General features: G+C 41.8%; 11 protein-coding genes and 1 pseudogene. All 12 read left to right on the top strand.

Translation table 11 applies throughout. The features are described from left to right. Window positions 1-7 precede the first annotated feature (7 nt). The 12 genes and pseudogenes from E5329_RS02680 (at window position 8) to E5329_RS02620 (ending at window position 16,754) form a co-directional block, all read left to right on the top strand. A complete protein-coding gene (locus tag E5329_RS02680) occupies window positions 8-859 on the top strand; it encodes a DUF4234 domain-containing protein (RefSeq protein WP_275442940.1) in 852 nt (283 codons plus the stop codon). Between the two features lie 17 nt (window positions 860-876). Beyond that, on the top strand, window positions 877-1,884 hold the full coding sequence (locus E5329_RS02675; RefSeq protein ID WP_135988046.1) for a lectin-like protein: 1,008 nt from the start codon (window positions 877-879) through the stop codon (window positions 1,882-1,884). A gap of 31 nt (window positions 1,885-1,915) precedes the next feature. Beyond that, window positions 1,916-3,256, top strand: coding sequence for an Ig-like domain-containing protein (locus E5329_RS02670; protein ID WP_135988045.1), 1,341 nt, complete (start codon window positions 1,916-1,918; stop codon window positions 3,254-3,256). 176 nt (window positions 3,257-3,432) lie between these two features. Continuing rightward, entirely contained in the window at window positions 3,433-6,036 is a 2,604-nt protein-coding gene (locus E5329_RS02665; RefSeq protein ID WP_168356495.1) for a ZmpA/ZmpB/ZmpC family metallo-endopeptidase-related protein, read from the top strand. A gap of 112 nt (window positions 6,037-6,148) precedes the next feature. Then, window positions 6,149-6,778 (top strand): YARHG domain-containing protein, encoded by a 630-nt coding sequence (locus E5329_RS02660; protein WP_135988043.1) that lies wholly within the window; start codon window positions 6,149-6,151, stop codon window positions 6,776-6,778. 34 nt (window positions 6,779-6,812) lie between these two features. After that, window positions 6,813-8,120 carry a zinc-ribbon domain-containing protein gene (locus E5329_RS02655; protein ID WP_168356494.1) on the top strand — a complete coding sequence of 436 codons (1,308 nt, stop codon included), beginning with the start codon at window positions 6,813-6,815 and terminating at the stop codon, window positions 8,118-8,120. 12 nt (window positions 8,121-8,132) lie between these two features. Then, on the top strand, window positions 8,133-9,209 hold the full coding sequence (locus E5329_RS02650) for a hypothetical protein (RefSeq protein ID WP_135988041.1): 1,077 nt from the start codon (window positions 8,133-8,135) through the stop codon (window positions 9,207-9,209). A gap of 110 nt (window positions 9,210-9,319) precedes the next feature. After that, window positions 9,320-10,483 (top strand): zinc-ribbon domain-containing protein, encoded by a 1,164-nt coding sequence (locus E5329_RS02645; RefSeq protein WP_135988040.1) that lies wholly within the window; start codon window positions 9,320-9,322, stop codon window positions 10,481-10,483. 609 nt (window positions 10,484-11,092) lie between these two features. Next, a pseudogene (locus tag E5329_RS32055) lies at window positions 11,093-12,386 on the top strand (AAA family ATPase). Between the two features lie 23 nt (window positions 12,387-12,409). Next, window positions 12,410-13,981: an AAA family ATPase gene (locus tag E5329_RS02630; RefSeq protein WP_135988039.1), complete on the top strand. Its 1,572-nt coding sequence runs from the start codon at window positions 12,410-12,412 to the stop codon at window positions 13,979-13,981. A gap of 368 nt (window positions 13,982-14,349) precedes the next feature. After that, on the top strand, window positions 14,350-15,456 hold the full coding sequence (locus E5329_RS02625; protein WP_275442939.1) for a DUF6273 domain-containing protein: 1,107 nt from the start codon (window positions 14,350-14,352) through the stop codon (window positions 15,454-15,456). Continuing rightward, entirely contained in the window at window positions 15,453-16,754 is a 1,302-nt protein-coding gene (locus tag E5329_RS02620) for an InlB B-repeat-containing protein (protein ID WP_168356493.1), read from the top strand. Before E5329_RS02625 ends, E5329_RS02620 begins: the two co-directional genes overlap by 4 nt. Window positions 16,755-16,835: the final 81 nt, after the last annotated feature.

The following is a 16,835-nucleotide window of genomic DNA, read 5'->3' as shown; positions in this document are numbered from 1 at the left end:
AGAAAAAATGGTAAAAGAAGATCGTAGTTTAGGCATGTATATTTTGCTGTCAATCTGTACCTGCGGGATTTATGGATTGTATTTTATTTATTCCATGGCGCAGGATTCCAATACCCTTTGCGAAGGAGACGGGAAGAAAACGCCGGGGCTTTTCAGCTTTATCCTGCTGACAATTGTAACCTGCGGAATTTATGCAATTTACTGGGAATACAGTCTGGGAAACAGGCTGTCGGAAAATGCGCCCCGTTATGGGATGAATTTCCAGGAAAACGGCACAACCGTGCTGCTTTGGAATATTTTTGGCTCTATGCTGTGCGGGATGGGGCATTTTGTGGCAACAAATATTTTGATTAAAAATATGAATGCGCTGGCCCATAAATACAATGAAGCGAATCCTCAGCCTCCGGCAGCTCAGAATGTTGGACAGGCAGGGCAGCAGTCAGGCATTCAGGATAATGTCCAGTCAGATTCGCAGAGTTATGTTCCGGTTAACGGAGATGACGGTTATACCGTTCCGGCAGAAGAATGGGCGCCGGATTTTGGCAATGTTCCAGAGAGCGGCAGTATGGAATGCTGCAAAGGAACATATGAAGGGACTGTGATTCCTATTGACGGAGAAGTGATAATCGGCAGGGATGAGACCTGTTCCCATATTGTAATCAAAGGGCCGGAAATCAGCCGGAAGCATTGCGGAATTACTTATGATAAAGGAACAGGGAGTTATATTGTCACAGATTATTCTTCCAACGGCGTGTACTATAAAAATGGACAGGCATTTCCGAAGAATGTGCCGGTTGCCTGCGGATCGGGGACAATTCTTGTGATTGCAGAAAGTGGGAATGAGTTTTTGCTGAAATAGGGAGAGGAGAAAGGTGTATGAGGAAAAAGGTATTATCAGCGATATTGGCATTGGTAACGGCAGTTACCTGTATGACGTATCCTGTTGGAAATGCTGTAGCGGCAGGCAATATTCCAGAGGGAGCGAAAAGCTATCAGGGGAATTATTACTATGTGTATGAAGATGCAGATTCATGGGAGGATGCGAAAGCAAAATGTGAAAGCCGCGGAGGGCATCTTGCTACAATTACTTCTGAAGGGGAGGATGACATAGTATATCAATGTTTAGAAGACAGCGGATATGATGATGGCTATTTTGGCTTATACCGGGATGACAGTGGAACAGAAAGTGTATGGAAATGGGTGACAGGGGAGAAGGTAGTTTATACAAATTGGAAACCGGGAGAACCAAATGCTGATTATGGAGGAACAGAGGCTTTTGGCGGATATTGGGGTGGAGAACAATGGAATGACTTTCGGACATCAGAGTTAAGTGTCTATATCTGTGAATGGGAAGGCTGCACGATAAGGCTGAATGAACAATCTCTTATTATGAAGCCCGGAGCTAGTGAATATTTAGAATATTCTGTAATGAATCCGGACGGGATTCAAATAAATAAGTCTGCTACGTGGAAATCCAGTAATACGAAGGTTGCAAAGGTTTCTGCACAGGGAAAGGTATCAGCAATAAATCCTGGACACTGTACGGTTACTTGCAGAGTAGAAAACAGCAGTAAAAAAGTGAAAATTGTAGTAGTGCCCAGAAAAGTTACAAAATTGTCTGTCTTGTCAAAAACTAAGAACAGCGTGCAACTGAAATGGAAGAAACAAAATGGAGTAAGAGGGTATATCGTTTATATGTATAATCCCGATCTGAAAAAGTATAAAAAAGTGAAAAATGCAAGCGGAACTTTCCAAACGGCTGTGATTCGTAATTTAAGAAAGGGCAAAACATACCGTTTTAAAGTTTGCGCTTATGTAAGAAGCGGTTCTAAAAATTATAATGGAGATTATAGTAAGGTTTGCAAAGTGAGAATGAAGGAATAAAAATATAAAAACTGAAAGGAATGCAAAGGTTATGAAACAAAGATTATTAAAATGGGTCACAACGTTAAGCAGTTGCATTGTACTTTTGTTATTATGTGGGATTAATGTTCATGCGGCAGAGTATAGTATTTCTACCAATGATAGTTGGATAGAAGGAAGCACAGAAGAAAAAGGCGTAAATTATTATGTTTTTACAATACCGTCAGCGGGAAGGGTAACAGTTACATTTCAATCTTATACGCTTGGTGGAAGATGTTATTTATTGGATAAAGATTTGGTAAAGGAATATACAAATTTGGCTCAGTCGGGGAGTGTTACAAGTCCGTCTACAGGTAAATTTAGTATCGATCTGGAAGCAGGCGCATATAGCCTGAAAGTGTTTGGAGATCATTATGGGAATAAATATGCGTCAAGCTATAGGGTGAAGGCATCCTTTGTACCTGCACATAATAATGAAAAAGAGCCCAATAACGATTTTGAAACAGCAATGCCGCTGGCAAATGGCACGCTTGTAAAAGGTTTCTTTTCAGCAGATGACGGAATAGACTTTTATAGATTTTCCATAGGGGAAGGAGCAAATATTAGAACTACAGTTAGCAGAGGAACATTAGGAAAATATGATTTTTCGGTGTGGGACTCGGATTTGATGGAAGTGGATTCTTATGGTACATATGAGCAAACAAGGACGTGGGAGAAATATCTGGCTCCCGGAACATATTATATAAAATTAAGTAAGTTTAGTTATGGTGATAACAGAACAGGCACTTATACCTTAAAATGGGAAGGCTTCACCTATGTTAAATCCATCCAACTGAAAAAATCAACTCTGGTATTGGAAAAAGGAAAATCCTACAGCCTGCTTCAATCCATCTCTCCGGCAAGCGCAAACAATAAGAACATCCAATGGACTTCTGACAACACATCCGTTGCAAGAGTGGATTCCCACGGCAAGGTAACTGCCAATGGAATCGGAGCTGCAACGATTAAAGCAGCGGCCATGGACGGCAGTGAAGTAGAAGCAACCTGTCAGATTGTGGTAAAACCGGCTAAGACTAAAATTACAAAATGTAAGAGGACAAGGGACAGGAATGTATATGTAAAGGTAAAGGCTCAGAAAAATGTGTCCGGTATTCAATATCAGATGAGCAGAAGCAGGAATTTCAAAGGGAAAAAATCTTCCTACTATGCCGGAGCAACTGAGACAAGTGCCACTACAGCTGCCCTTAAAAAGAACAAAACTTATTATTTCAGAGCCAGGATGTATATTGATTACGGCGGAAAACGGTATTATGGAGCATGGAGTCAGACAAAAAAAGTAAAGACAGGAAAGAGAACCATGCTGACAGGATATTATTCCTGGAGATCTATATAGAGGCGGTACTTATACAAAATATCTATAAATGAAGAATGTGCCGTTGATTTTGGAATGTCATACCGGCGCACAGAGTTGCGCCGGTATGCAAAAGGATAAAAGGAATGGAATAAATTATGAAATGGAAAAAATATTTATGTTGTAGCCTATGTGCATTCATGATATCAGGCTGCAGTTTGCAAAATACGAGCCGTAACATACCAAAGAGTGAAACTGCTGTTTCAGAAAGTAATAGAGAGGAAGCTGTATCAGAAACACATAAGGACGCTGATGCTTTAGAACAGAAAAAAGAAGATAGTGAAAAACAGGAAATAGATTTCGCAGTGCGTCAAGGCTTCATGACTGAGGGTGAAAAATTGGCGGAGCCTCCGGAGAATTATGTTCCAATATATACGGCAGATGAATTGAAAAATCTGGGTAACGATACGGAGAAAAATTTTATCTTAATGGAAGATATTGATATGCAGGGAGTGAAATGGGATACATCAGCTGTTAAAAAATTTAGTGGTGTTTTTGATGGAAATCACCATAAAATTCGGAATATGAATAACTGCTTAATGAATTCTATAAAAGGTGGAACAATAAAAAACCTTGCTTTTGAGGATGTGGAAATGCAAGAGGCGGCATTGGCCTTAGAAATGATAGGTGGGACGGTATCAAATTGCTATGTATCAGGAAATATATCTGGCAGTGGAAAAAAAGCGGGCGGATTGATAGCTCAAATTTCATTGGATGGGATAAACTCAAATGTGAATAATTGTTATAATCTTGCAGATGTAAGTTCGGATTATTTAAGTAGTGTAGTAGGAGGCATTATTGGAAAGATAGAAATTATAAGTCAGTTGAATGCAGCTTTAGAGATACATGATTGTGAGAATTATGGAAATATTTCGGGGTGTCTGTATACAGGTGGAATTGTTGGTTATTGTTATTATGATGGAAAGTATGATAAAAACAAGATAAGAAACGTAACGGGCATGGAGTCAGCTCTGGATTATTCTGTGAACAGATGTTTTAATTATGGCAGTATAGAAGCACAATCAGGTATAGATGAAAACTCAGAAATAGCGGGAGGAATTTTGGGGAGAGGATTAATCAGCAATGGCTGGGATGAACAAGCTGTAACGCTTTCCATCAGTCAGAGTGCAAATTATTCATCAGTGGATTCGTCAAAATATGCCGGAGGAATTTGTGGAGATATTGAAATTTCCACAAATGAAAAAGGGAATACATATGTTTTAGTTAGCGATTGCATGAATGCTGGAGCAGTGCAAAAGGATAAATATGGACGTGGAATTTGTGGGAGAAATACAATGCTTTATGGCGGAATAATTTTTGAACGTTGTATTAATATTGGAGATTGTCATTATGCAATAACAGTTGGGCCATCAATGATAAATGGAAGACAGGGAAAATGGGAAATCACGGATTGTTATTATACAGATGGAGAAAGCACAGCAGAAGTAGAACTTGGTTCAGCAGATGAGACAAAATTGAAGGAGGAAGAAATCAAGAATCCTGATAATCTGGAGAACTTTAAATTTCCATTCATATGGGGAATGAATGAGAAGATTAATGGCTTTCCACACCCTCTTAACAGGGACGAAGCAGATTCCGCACAAGCCAATTATAAGGGATGGGAAAACCAAAAATTGGATGATATGCTTGCAGATGAATCAAAAAGCAATATAAACGCTATTCTTCTGAACAGGCATTATGCAGATATGCTGGCCTCTATTGGACAGGGCAGCCGGTGGCCGGAAGATGATTCCGGAACCTATCAGAACTATTTATCAGAGTATGATCGTGAAAATAATTTTGCGGTGTATGACATTGACGGAGACGGCATAGAGGAACTTCTTGTGGAAATCTCAAGCGCAAGTATGGCAGAAATGAGATTTGTCATTTATCAATATGATTTGGAAAGTGATACAATCAAAGTAGAATTGGATGAATTTATCAACAATACCTTTTATGATAATGGGATAATTGTTTCGAACTGGTCACATAACCAGGGCTTGGGAGACGCCATTTTTCCATACAATGTGTATCAGTATGATAAGAACCAGGATGTATACGTCAAGTTAGGAGATGCAGATTCGTGGAATAGAGAATTTGCGGAGAAAGATTGGAATGGGAATGCCTTTCCTGATTCTGTTGACAGAGACGGAGATGGAAATATTTATTTTATTTCCGATGCAGAAGGGAAAACAGAAACGGTAGACGGAGCTGAATTTGATAAATGGGAAAATTCGTTGTTTGGCAATGCAAAAGAAGCAGAAATTGATTGGAAAAATTTAAAATCAGAAAATTATTCTATTTACACAAAGGCATATTTAAAATATTGTCTGGAACAAGCGGAAAGAAGTAAAGGATTTGATGCGTCAGATATTGGTTATGTGTATATGAAAAATGAAGGTTCTCAGGATGCGGTGAAAGAAGTGCTTTCTTCGGAGTTCGGTATAGACATGCAAAGCGAAGAAGATGGATTTGAGTATACAGGAAATTATGATGGACAGCCTGTCATTGCCATGTACGCAGAGGATGGGGGCAGTATTGTTTATCAGAACCAAGAAGTCAAAAATCTGAACATGTTTGGTGTACATCCGGGAATGAGAACATCAGAATTAGAAGGAAAATTGAAAATTTATGGTTTTGAGCCCCATGAATATGGATTTGCTACAGGTGATGCTACAGGAAATTATTATCTGAATTTTAGTGAAGAAGGAGGAATTGTACAAAATATTACAGTATATTTAGGCGGCCGTTATGTTGGATAATAAACACGGAATATAAAATTATTAAAACGAAAAAATTGGAAATATCACCAAATAAAGGAGAGCATTTTCAAAAGAAAAAATTGAAGATATCACCAATAAAGGAGAACAGCGCATGAAAAACAAAAACCAAGGCACATTGCTAACTATTGCCCTGGGCATTATCCTTGCAATTTCTGCAGCTATATTTGTATTTCTTACAGTGACGGCAAAGCCGCCTAAATTATCTCAGGAGAAAATGCAGAAAACAGCAGAAGCTGCAAAGAAAGCAGAAAAAAATAATCGGCCGGAAGAATTTGCGGATGATGAGGAAGAAGCCTATGTGAAATCCATCAAAGCCTTTCAGGTAACGGCGGGAGAATCATCCGTCACTGACACAGCAAAGGCACAGCCGGAAGATACGGACAGTTCTGATAGAGAAGAGGCAGAAAATGCAGATGGCGGATATTTGTGCCCATACAGTTCGGAACGGCTTATGACAGAAGCAGACGTTCAGGAACTGAAACAGGGAACGTATGCAGATTTACCTCAGGGCAAAGGTATCATTCGGATGGTAGTAAATGAATTATATGCCAAATATGGCTATCAATTCGGCAAAGAAGAGATTCAGGCATATTTTGACCAGAAGGAATGGTATCAGGAGATACCAACAAGGAGCACGGATATGAACGATATCATAAAGAAAATGACAGACACAGAACGGGCTAATGTAGAGTTTCTGTCTCCATACATAGAAGAGGAATAGAAAGTGTTTGCAGGAAATGAGGGAGGAAAAGCTTGTGGAAAGAGCAGGTAACAGTACAAATAAGAAAATATGCCCTAATTGTGGAACAGCAAATTTTGAAGATGCACGGTTTTGTGAAAACTGCGGCACAGATATGGGAAATTATGGCGTCGTATCCAGTCCGCCGCAGCCAATGGTAAAAACGCCCATTCCCAAATGGCTGCTGATTCTGATTGCAGAAACTGTTTTGTTGGCAGTCAGTATTTACGGAAGTACAATGGCAATTCAAAGCAACAGGAGCCCGGAGCGGGTAGCTGAAAGTTTTTTTGTACATATTGCAAACGGCGATTGGGAACAGGGGTACTCTGAACTGGATGCAGAAGGTTCGGAATTTATCAATGCCAAAATGTTCGCAGGGGCAATTGCAAGAAATAATACACTGGGTATTGTCACCAACTACCAGATAGAAAGCCCGTATGATAAACAGGGGGCGGATGTGCTTAAAAGCTTGTATGAGCTTGCGGATAATCTGGGCCTGGAAGAATATTTGGGGCAAGGGAGCAGCGGATCTTCTTTTGAGAAGACATTTGAAATAAATTATCGGCTGAAAGGGGACACGGAGAAGTATTCTTATCTGATTATGATGAATCAGACGCCGGAAGGATGGAAGGTTGAAGCATCCGATTTTATATGCAGAGATTTTTGTATTTATGTTCCCAAAGGACTGCATGTCAGCCTGGATGGAATTGAGTTGGGGGAGAAGTATTTGCTCCAGGAAGGAGAAGAAGGATATGAAGGGGACGTTTATAAATCCATGGACAGCTATTCTGTTCCCAAGATTTTTTACGGAGATCATGAAATAAAAGTCACCATGGAGGATATGGAAGATGTATCGGAATCCTTTCAGATTGGATACGGAGATTATCAGTACCGGTTGGAAAATGTGCGGTTAAAGGAAGAAGTCCGGGACATGTTAATTCAAAAAGCGGGAGAAAACATGCAGCAGATTTACAGCGCTGCTTTGGCGGGAAAGAATTTCAGCGCCATAGAAAATTTGTTTTTTTCCAACGAGGAAATGAGAAAACAGGCGAAGGAAGATTATGAGTATCTTCTGGCTGATCTGAATGAAGGGGAATATCTGCCTACAAGAATTATTTTCCAGAATATAGAAGGAAAATCTGATCCCTCTAACAGCATTGTGTACATCAGCCTGGACTATATTGTGGAATATAAATATGAAAGCTGGAGCGGGGACTGGAAGAACAGCCAGTCTGACGGCAGCGAAGAATGGATGTTTGGATTCCGAAAAGAAACTGGGAATTGGGTTCAAACAAATTTGGGGTGTCAGACATTATACTACTAAAGGAGAAAAAAGATGAGTAAATTTTGTACGAAATGCGGCCGTCCTATTCCGGAAGGAGGGATCTGTTCCTGCCAGCTTCAGACAGGGATGAAAAATACAGAGAATCAAGTCGGCAGCCAACAACCGGCTGCAGGAGGAAACCAGCCCTCCAAAGCCCAAGCCGGCAATCCGCATGTGCAGCAGAACATGCAAATGCCGTTGAACCATAATAATCAGCAGCAGTCCCAGGGGCAGCAATTCCAAAACCAGCAGCAGTTCCAGGGGCAGCAATTCCAAAATCAGCAACAATTCCAGGGGCAACAATTCCAAAACCAGCGGATGTCCCAGAATCGGCAATTTCCCAACCAGCAATTTGACGGCCAGCAATACAAAGAGCAGGCTTCTGCATTTGCCCAGAATTTCTTTGGAAGAATGCTGCACCTGATAAAAAATCCGGTAACGGCAGGGAGGAACCTGATTTTAGAAGCGGATATGAAAACAGCTTTTTTGCTGATTGCATTTCAGGGGATATTTAGCGCGTTTTTTGCTATGGTTGCTGCAGGAAAATTATCTGGTTATATTCAAGCTGCATCTGGCCTGGCGGAGGGAATTTCATCCGGGCTGGGAAATGTGGTAGCAGGAGTTTTGAGTATGCCGTATTTCCGAATCTTCCTTGTGACAGTGTTATTTTCCATAGGGATGGCATGTGTGCTTGCGCTAATGCTGATGGCAGGGCACTTTGCATTAAAGATGCCGGTTTCTTTCCCGCAGATGATTTCTGCGGCGGCTATCCGCAGTGCAGTACTGGTTCCGGCCATTTTACTGTCCATTGTCATATTTGAGCTATCAGCGGGAATGGGAATTGCTTTGTTTGTTCTGATTAACATCTGGGGATTTACGGCAATGCTTGCAGCTATGTATGCCTTTGTCCGCACTGAAAAAATGGATTTTTTTGTGCTGATGGTAAGCATTATAATTCTATTTTTCGTAGTTCTTGCTGTATTTGTATTTACAAAGGCATGGACATTATACCTTCCCGATTTGATGAGGACAGCGATAAAAGGGATGGGTGGCATATCATGGCAACAGATTTTGGAAGAGCTGATGTAAAATTGGAATGAAAGAAATAGGTAATAGCAAGTAACATGGTTGTTTGCAGAATATATGCCTGAAGATTGTTTCCAGCGTGGAATTGAGAGCATAGGAAATGATTTTCAGGCATGTTTTTGAAAGGAATGGTGGTAAAAGTGAAGATATGCACAAAATGCGGGATTCGTTATACAGACGATAATATGTTTTGTGAAATGTGCGGCTCAAAATTAATGAAACAGATACAAAATTCAGGAATGCAGGAGCAATGGAAGCTGGGAGGAAATGTGCGGGGACAAGTAATGCGGGGACAGAATGAACATAATCCAAACAAATTAAATTCATTGCTTTATGTAATTCCAATAGTAATCATAGGACTGCTTTTGGTTTTACTTCTCTTGTTTTGGGATAATCTGCCAGTTGGAAAAAAAGGGTCGGCTGCACAGGAAACTGTCCAACAGGAATCTTCTGATGCTGCAAAGTCTGATGAACTTAAATTAGATTCCGGAAAGGAAGATGCAGAAAAGGAAGGAGCTCAGGAATCAGAGGCATCTTATGCAGATGCCGATATTAATGGTGTTGATAATGCCTATGTGCAGGTAACTGGAGTAGTAAACAAAGAAAATGGGAATTTTATCCTAAAACTACAAAAAGCGTCTTCTGTTAGCGCATATAACGTAGAGGAAGATATTATCTATAAGGAAGAGACAGAAAGTTTTACCCTTGACGGATTTGATCTTGAGGAGTATCTTGGAGATACCGTGGAAATAAAAGGAAAATTATCTGCCGATTTTGACGGGAATATTTCTTTGCATCCGGTAACCACAGAAATAAAGCAGCAGGAAAAAAAGGAAGCAGCTTCTAATAACCGCTATCAATTAATTCAGGCGGATGTCACCTGGGAGGAAGCTTTTTTAGATTGCATCAATCGCGGCGGCATGCTTGTGCGGATTAATTCTGAAGAGGAGTTTCAAAAAATAACTGAATTGATAGAAGAGCAGAATATGCAGAATATTCATTTTTATTTGGGCGGCAGGCGCGATTCGGATAACAAGTCATATTATTGGGCGGATGCAGACAATTGTTTAGAAGACGAACTTTTAAATCCCCAGGGGCAATCTTGGGCGGCTGATCATTGGATGGCAAATGAGCCGAGTTTTGTGTCAGAAGGTGACATGGAATTGTATTTAAATCTGATATACTATCAGGAAAATTGGGTGCTTAATGATGTACCGCTTGATATTACTCAATATTATCCTGGAAAAACAGGGTATATCTGTGAATTTAATGAATAAAAAGAAAAATAGCCGTAATGCGGTTTTACACCAAATAAAGCCCGGGAAGCGTTTGTATGAACAAATCAGCGATGAACTGTTTGAACGGGATTATACGAAAATTGCGGAGAATATAAGGGCATATAATTTGAGAGTAAAGTGGACAAGGGAAACGTGACAATTTCCAAGGATGCTCCTGTGAAAATCCAAGGAGAAACACGTGTTACGTCTATCACGCTTCGCAGCGGGGCTGTGGAGGAAGTTGACGGTGTATTCTGCCTTAGAAATGCAAAAAATTAGTTTCAGGGATTAAAGTAGAAAATGGACATATTGTGGTTGACCGCCAGATGGCAAAATCTGCCAGGGTGTTTTGCAGCAGGAGATTGTACAGGCAGGCCCTATCCGTATACAAAGGCAGTAGGGGAAGGGAATGTGGCAGCGCATAGCGCTATCTCTTTTCTTGCTTCACAGGAAATGTGAGAGTGACATATGAATCAACAGCTTAAGAAAGCATTTGGGGGATAGCCTTTCAAGTGCTTTTTTGTATACTCTTTTCCTGTTCGGCAATTTCTAATAGATTTGCCAGGGTGTTTGTGGTAAAATGAGGTAGGCAAGGAGCGTGGGGATTTGGTGGAAATGGAAAAAAAGAAGATTCCGGTAGGGATTGAAAGTTTTGAGAAAATCAGGAAAGAAGGATTTTATTATACAGATAAGACAGGACTGATTCGGGATTTGCTAAAGAACTGGGGTGAGGTGAATCTTTTCACTCGTCCCAGGCGGTTTGGAAAATCTTTGAATATGGATATGCTGAAAAGTTACTTTAGCCTGGATGGGGAGAAGAAGATTTTTGATGGGTTGGAGATTTTAAAGGAAACTGCTTTATGTGAACAATACATGGGGAAATCTGTTGGAAAAACATCATGGGAGGAAAGTAATTCTTTTGGTGGATGAATATGATGTTCCTTTGGCGAAAGCTTTTGATAATGGCTATTATGACCAGATGGTTTTCCTGATTCGGAATATGTTTGAACAGGTATTGAAGACAAATGGCAGTTTACATTTTGCAGTGCTGACTGGGTGTATGCGGATTTCAAAAGAGAGTATTTTTACCGGGTTGAATAACCTGAAAGTTTTGTCCATAGCAGACGCGCGTGTTGATGAGTATTTTGGGTTTACAGACAGGGAAGTAAAGGAATTGCTGGATTATTATATGCTTTCTGATAAGTATGCAAACGTAAAAGAATGGTATGATGGGTATCAGTTTGGAAATAAAGAGATATACTGCCCATGGGATGTCATAAACTATTGTGATGTCCTGCGGGCAGATCCCGATGTGCAGCCCCAGAACTATTGGCTGAATACCAGCAGCAATGACGCTGTAAGGCGGTTTATCCAAATGACAGGCAGCGGGCAAATGAAGCGGGAGGTGGAAAGTCTGCTTGCCGGGGAAATCATTACGAAAGAAATATTTACTATGGGTTATTTGATCCAAAGGGGAAAAACAGATGGAGGCCGTTTTTGCCTGGCAATTTCGAATATGGAAATCCGAAGTATCTTTACCACGCAGATTATGGAGTTTTTTAAAGAAACGGTTCAAAAAGACGGCGAGACTTTGGACTGCTTCTGTGATGCGTTGCAAAATGGAGATGCGGAGAAGGTGGAAAAATGCTAGGGATGGGACGTGTCGTCGAATCAGGAATCCGGGGACGGTTACAGCGGTATCCTGATAGAGATTGAAGATGCGGGGATAGGAATTGTGATTGAGGTAAAATATGCCAGAGACGGAAACCTGGAAGCAGGCTGTAAGGAGGCATTGAGACAGATAGGACAAAAGCAGTATGAAGAAATCCTGCTTGAAACGGGCGTGGAAAAGATTCTGAAATATGGGATTGCATTTCATTTTCGGAATGATTTTTCTGGTTGATCCAGGTTAGGAAGGAGAAGTATATGGGAATATATTTGAATCCGGGAAAAGAAAAGTTTTTTCAGGCAGTGAGTTCTAAAATTTATGTGGATAAAACAGGGCTGATAAAATATACGAATTCAGTGATGCGTACAAATCAAAAATTTGTCTGTTTCAGCAGGCCCCGCCGTTTTGGGAAGTCCATGGCAACGGATATGCTGACAGCTTACTACAGCAGAGGATGCGGCTCGAAAGAACTTTTTGTGAAGTTGGAAATTGCAGAGGATGAAAGTTTCTTGGAACATCTGAACCAATATGATACGATTTTCATTAATATGCAGGAATTTTTAAGCAGGACGGAATCCATAGAGGGAATGCTTGCCATGCTAAGAAAATCCCTGTTATGGGATTTGTTGGAGAAATATCCAGACTTCCGGTATTTTGATGATACGGATTTGGTGCGGACGATGCAGGATATCCATCAGAAAACAAAATGTTTTTTTGTTTTGATTATTGACGAGTGGGATTATATGTTCCGGGAATATAAAGAAAACCGAAAAGCCCAGGAAAAGTATCTGGATTTCCTAAGGGATTTTATGAAAGACAAAGAATATCTTGCCCTTGCCTATATAACAGGAATTTTGCCGATCAAAAAATATGGAACCCACTCTGCGCTGAATATGTTTTCGGAATTTTCCATGATGAATCCTAGGCAGTTGGCACAGTTTGTAGGATTTACGGAGACGGAAGTGGAAAATTTATGCGAAAAATACCATATGAACCTGGCTGAATTAAAGGAATGGTATGATGGATATCACTTTGGACAGGCAGAGTCTGTTTACAGCCCTAAATCGGTGGTGGAGGCAGTTACATCAGGGGTCTGTGACAGTTACTGGAACCAAACAGAAACATTTGAAGCATTGCGGATGTATATTGATATGAATTTTGAAGGGCTGAAAGATGACGTATTAAGTATGATGGCAGGAGAATCCATTCCCGTGAATACGGGAAGTTTCAGTAATGATATGACTACGTTTCACACGAAAGATGATGTGCTGACACTGCTGATTCATCTGGGGTATCTGGGATATGATTTTGACAGTAAGTGTGTGTTTATCCCCAATCATGAAATACAGGGCGAGTATGTGACAGCGGTTTCTGTTTCTGGGTGGGGAGAAGTGTCCAAGTCCTTGAAAAATTCTGCTGAAACGTTACAGGCCATCTGGAAGAACATGCCGTCCCAGGTGGCAGAAGGGATAGAACAGGCTCATGTTGAGACTTCCCATTTGCAATATAACGATGAAAACGCCTTGAGTTATACGATTTCGCTGGCTCTTTATGCGGCACGGAATTTCTACCATGTACATCGGGAGTATCCCACAGGAAAGGGATTTGCGGATATGGTATTCCTTCCCCGCAGGAAATTTCCAGATAAGCCTGCTGTTGTGGTGGAGTTGAAGTGGGATAAGACAGCAGAAGGGGCCATTGCCCAGATAAAGGAAAAACAGTATTGCAGGAGTTTGTCTGAATATCAGGGAAATCTGCTGCTGGTGGGCGTGAATTATGAAAAGGAAACCAGGAAGCATACCTGCGTGATAGAGAAGTTTGTGAAGTAAATGGAATTTAAGTAACAGGAGGAACAAATGCTGATTTATAATGTATTGATTTGTACTTACGGGATTATAGGTTCTGTATTTTGGGAATATTTCATTGTCGGGGCTGTTTTCACAGGCGTTTGATATGTTTGCAAATCTGGCGTCCAAGGGTGTGGCTTTGACTACGCTGCTGTCAGTGGCAGCTATTCCGATAGTTGCGGCAGTTTGCAGGGGAATGGGGATTAATATTCAGGAATGGTAATGGCAAGCTTTCGTTTTTATCTTACGGATACGGAAAAGGCTATGGGCTTTTCTGTGCTGATAAAGGCACCCAAAAGGAGGGGAGGTTATCATGAAAAAGAATAGAATGATTCAAAGCGGGGACAACCGTGCTCCTTGACTGTGACAGTATACTTTGGTATGGAAATGATCCAAACAATTGGTATGGGGAAACTACCAATGTGTGGGCGCAAAGTAAAATAAAGACTTATTTAAACAGTACTTTTGTTTATAACCATTTTTCTATCATCGAACAGAATGCCATGGCAAGAAGCATAAAGCCAACGCCGGCAAATACAGACGGTAACAGTGTACCGCATTTGATTTTTGAACCCCTTCGAGGAGAGAAAATCTTTCTGCTTGATGCAATGGAAGCAACTAATACATCTTATGGATATAAAGACTACGACAATGATGGTGATGATCGTACAAAAAGTGAAACTCGGAACAAAACAGGAGGCAATAAACAGTGGTGGCTGCGGTCGGCTGATGACGAGATAGCGTATGCTGTTGGCTACGTTAACTCGTCTGGGCACATCTCGGTTGAGACTGTCTACACCTCCGAGCCTAACCCCACCTTCACCGTTGGCGTGAGCCCCGCTTTTAACCTCAATCTGTCATCTATACTTTTTTCATCTGTGATTTCAGGTACAGCGGGACAGACAGGTGCGGAGTATAAGCTGACGCTTCTGGACAGCAGTATGAACATTGCAGTGGAGGGTGATATTGGCAGAAGCGGCGATACCATAACGATTCCCTACATAATTAACGGCGCCAGAGCAGGCAGCGCCACACAGGTATCCGTATTGATATTGGATCAGGAATATTCAGCAGGCAATACCAATGGCGCAAATGTGCTTGCCTATGAGGAGTTAAATGTGGACAGCTTTTCCGCAAGCGGCACGGGAACCTTTGTCCTTCCTGCTGAATTGTCGGGAAAGGTGTGCGGAACCGATTATTTTATTTATCTTGTGGCAGAGGATGTAAATGGCCAGAAGGAAACGGATTATGCTTCAGAACCTGTTGCAATTGACATCCAAGAGACGAAAAAAATTACCAGCGTGCAGGTGATACTGGATGCTCCGGCAGCTGGACAGGTATTTGATACTACAGCAGAATGCAGCACAGAAGGTGTGGAAAGTGTGTCAGCAGTATGGATGGATGCGGACACCCAGTCCATAAGCGGCTGTGCAGGTATAACAGGACGTATACCTTGAGGCTTACCATTGTCCCGGCGGACGGATATGTTCTGAATACAACTACATTAATTCAATTAAATGACGGCAGCAGGATAGTGGAGGATATTACGCTGAATCCCAATGACGGAAGCTTAAGCGGGACTGTTATATTTGAGACAGCGAAAGCAAAGCTCTTAAGCATTTCTGAACCAGCCCCCATAACTGGAGTTGCCAATGGCACGGAAAAGACAGCGGCAGCTTTCGGACTGCCAGATACAGTCACTATTGAGACAGAGGATGCTGCTGTGACAACAGCGGCTGCAGTATGGGCGATGGATGAAATCACACAGGAGCAGTACGATCCGTCAATCCTGAGTAGGGAGCAGACCTTTACGGTTCATGGAACCATAACCCTGCCAGAGCAGATAGACAATCCAGAGGGAATCAGTCTGGGTGCATCTATAAAGGTCACTGTCCTTGCGGCAGGTTTTGTAGGAAATCCGGCTGCGTACCCGGCAGAGGGAACCTATGCAGAAAATCAAAGCGTGGCTCTGCGTTCATCCACCCAAGATGCAGAGATTTACTATACGACGGACGGCGCCGCGCCAGACCAGGCAACTGGCATCCGATACACCGGGGCGATCCCTGTCACAGGAGTGCCTGGAGAGAGCGTAACGGCAACGATTCAGGCAATAGCGGTAAAAGACGGGATGCAGGACAGTGAGGTGGCAGCCTTTACTTACACGATTAACCTTCCGGCGCTGAAGTATGCTGTAACCGTACAAAACGGAACCGGGAGCGGCGAATATGAGCAGGGGCAGACCGTAACCATAACAGCCGATGCCCCGGAAGAAGGAAAGCAGTTTAAGGGCTGGAAGGTAGAGAAAGGTGCAGTCATCCTTGGGGACAGCAATGCCGCTACAACTACCTTTACTATGCCAGCGGAGGCGGTTAGCATTACCGCAGTCTATGTGGATAATCCGGATGCCACGGATATACCGGATAACCCAGACAACCCGGATAACCCGGACACACCAGATAACCAGGATAGGCCGGATAACCCGGACACACCAGATAACCAGAATAGGCGGGATGACCCGAACATTCCGGACGCGTCAGATAATCCGGATACAGAGGCTTATTACATTTTATCTGGGGCAGACAGCAGTTGGACGAAGGAGAGCAGGCATTCCCTCATTATAATCGGAAGCGGAGACTTTTCCAAATTTGCCGGAGTAAAGGTAGACAACAGCCTGTTGGATAAAGAATGCTACGAAGCTGCGGCAGGTTCTACCGTAATTACTCTGAAAGCAGCATATTTAAATAGTGCCTGCTGATTAAACTTAAAATGCTTGATTTTACTCAATGTCATTAACTTAAGGAAAAGAACAATACCGGATGTCTTTACACCCATTCAT

It is taken from the genome of Petralouisia muris, assembly GCF_004793545.1.
Classification (GTDB): domain Bacteria; phylum Bacillota; class Clostridia; order Lachnospirales; family Lachnospiraceae; genus Petralouisia; species Petralouisia muris.
The sequence above is the reverse complement of the archived record's forward strand: the minus strand, read 5'-3'. Positions and strand labels throughout refer to the sequence as shown.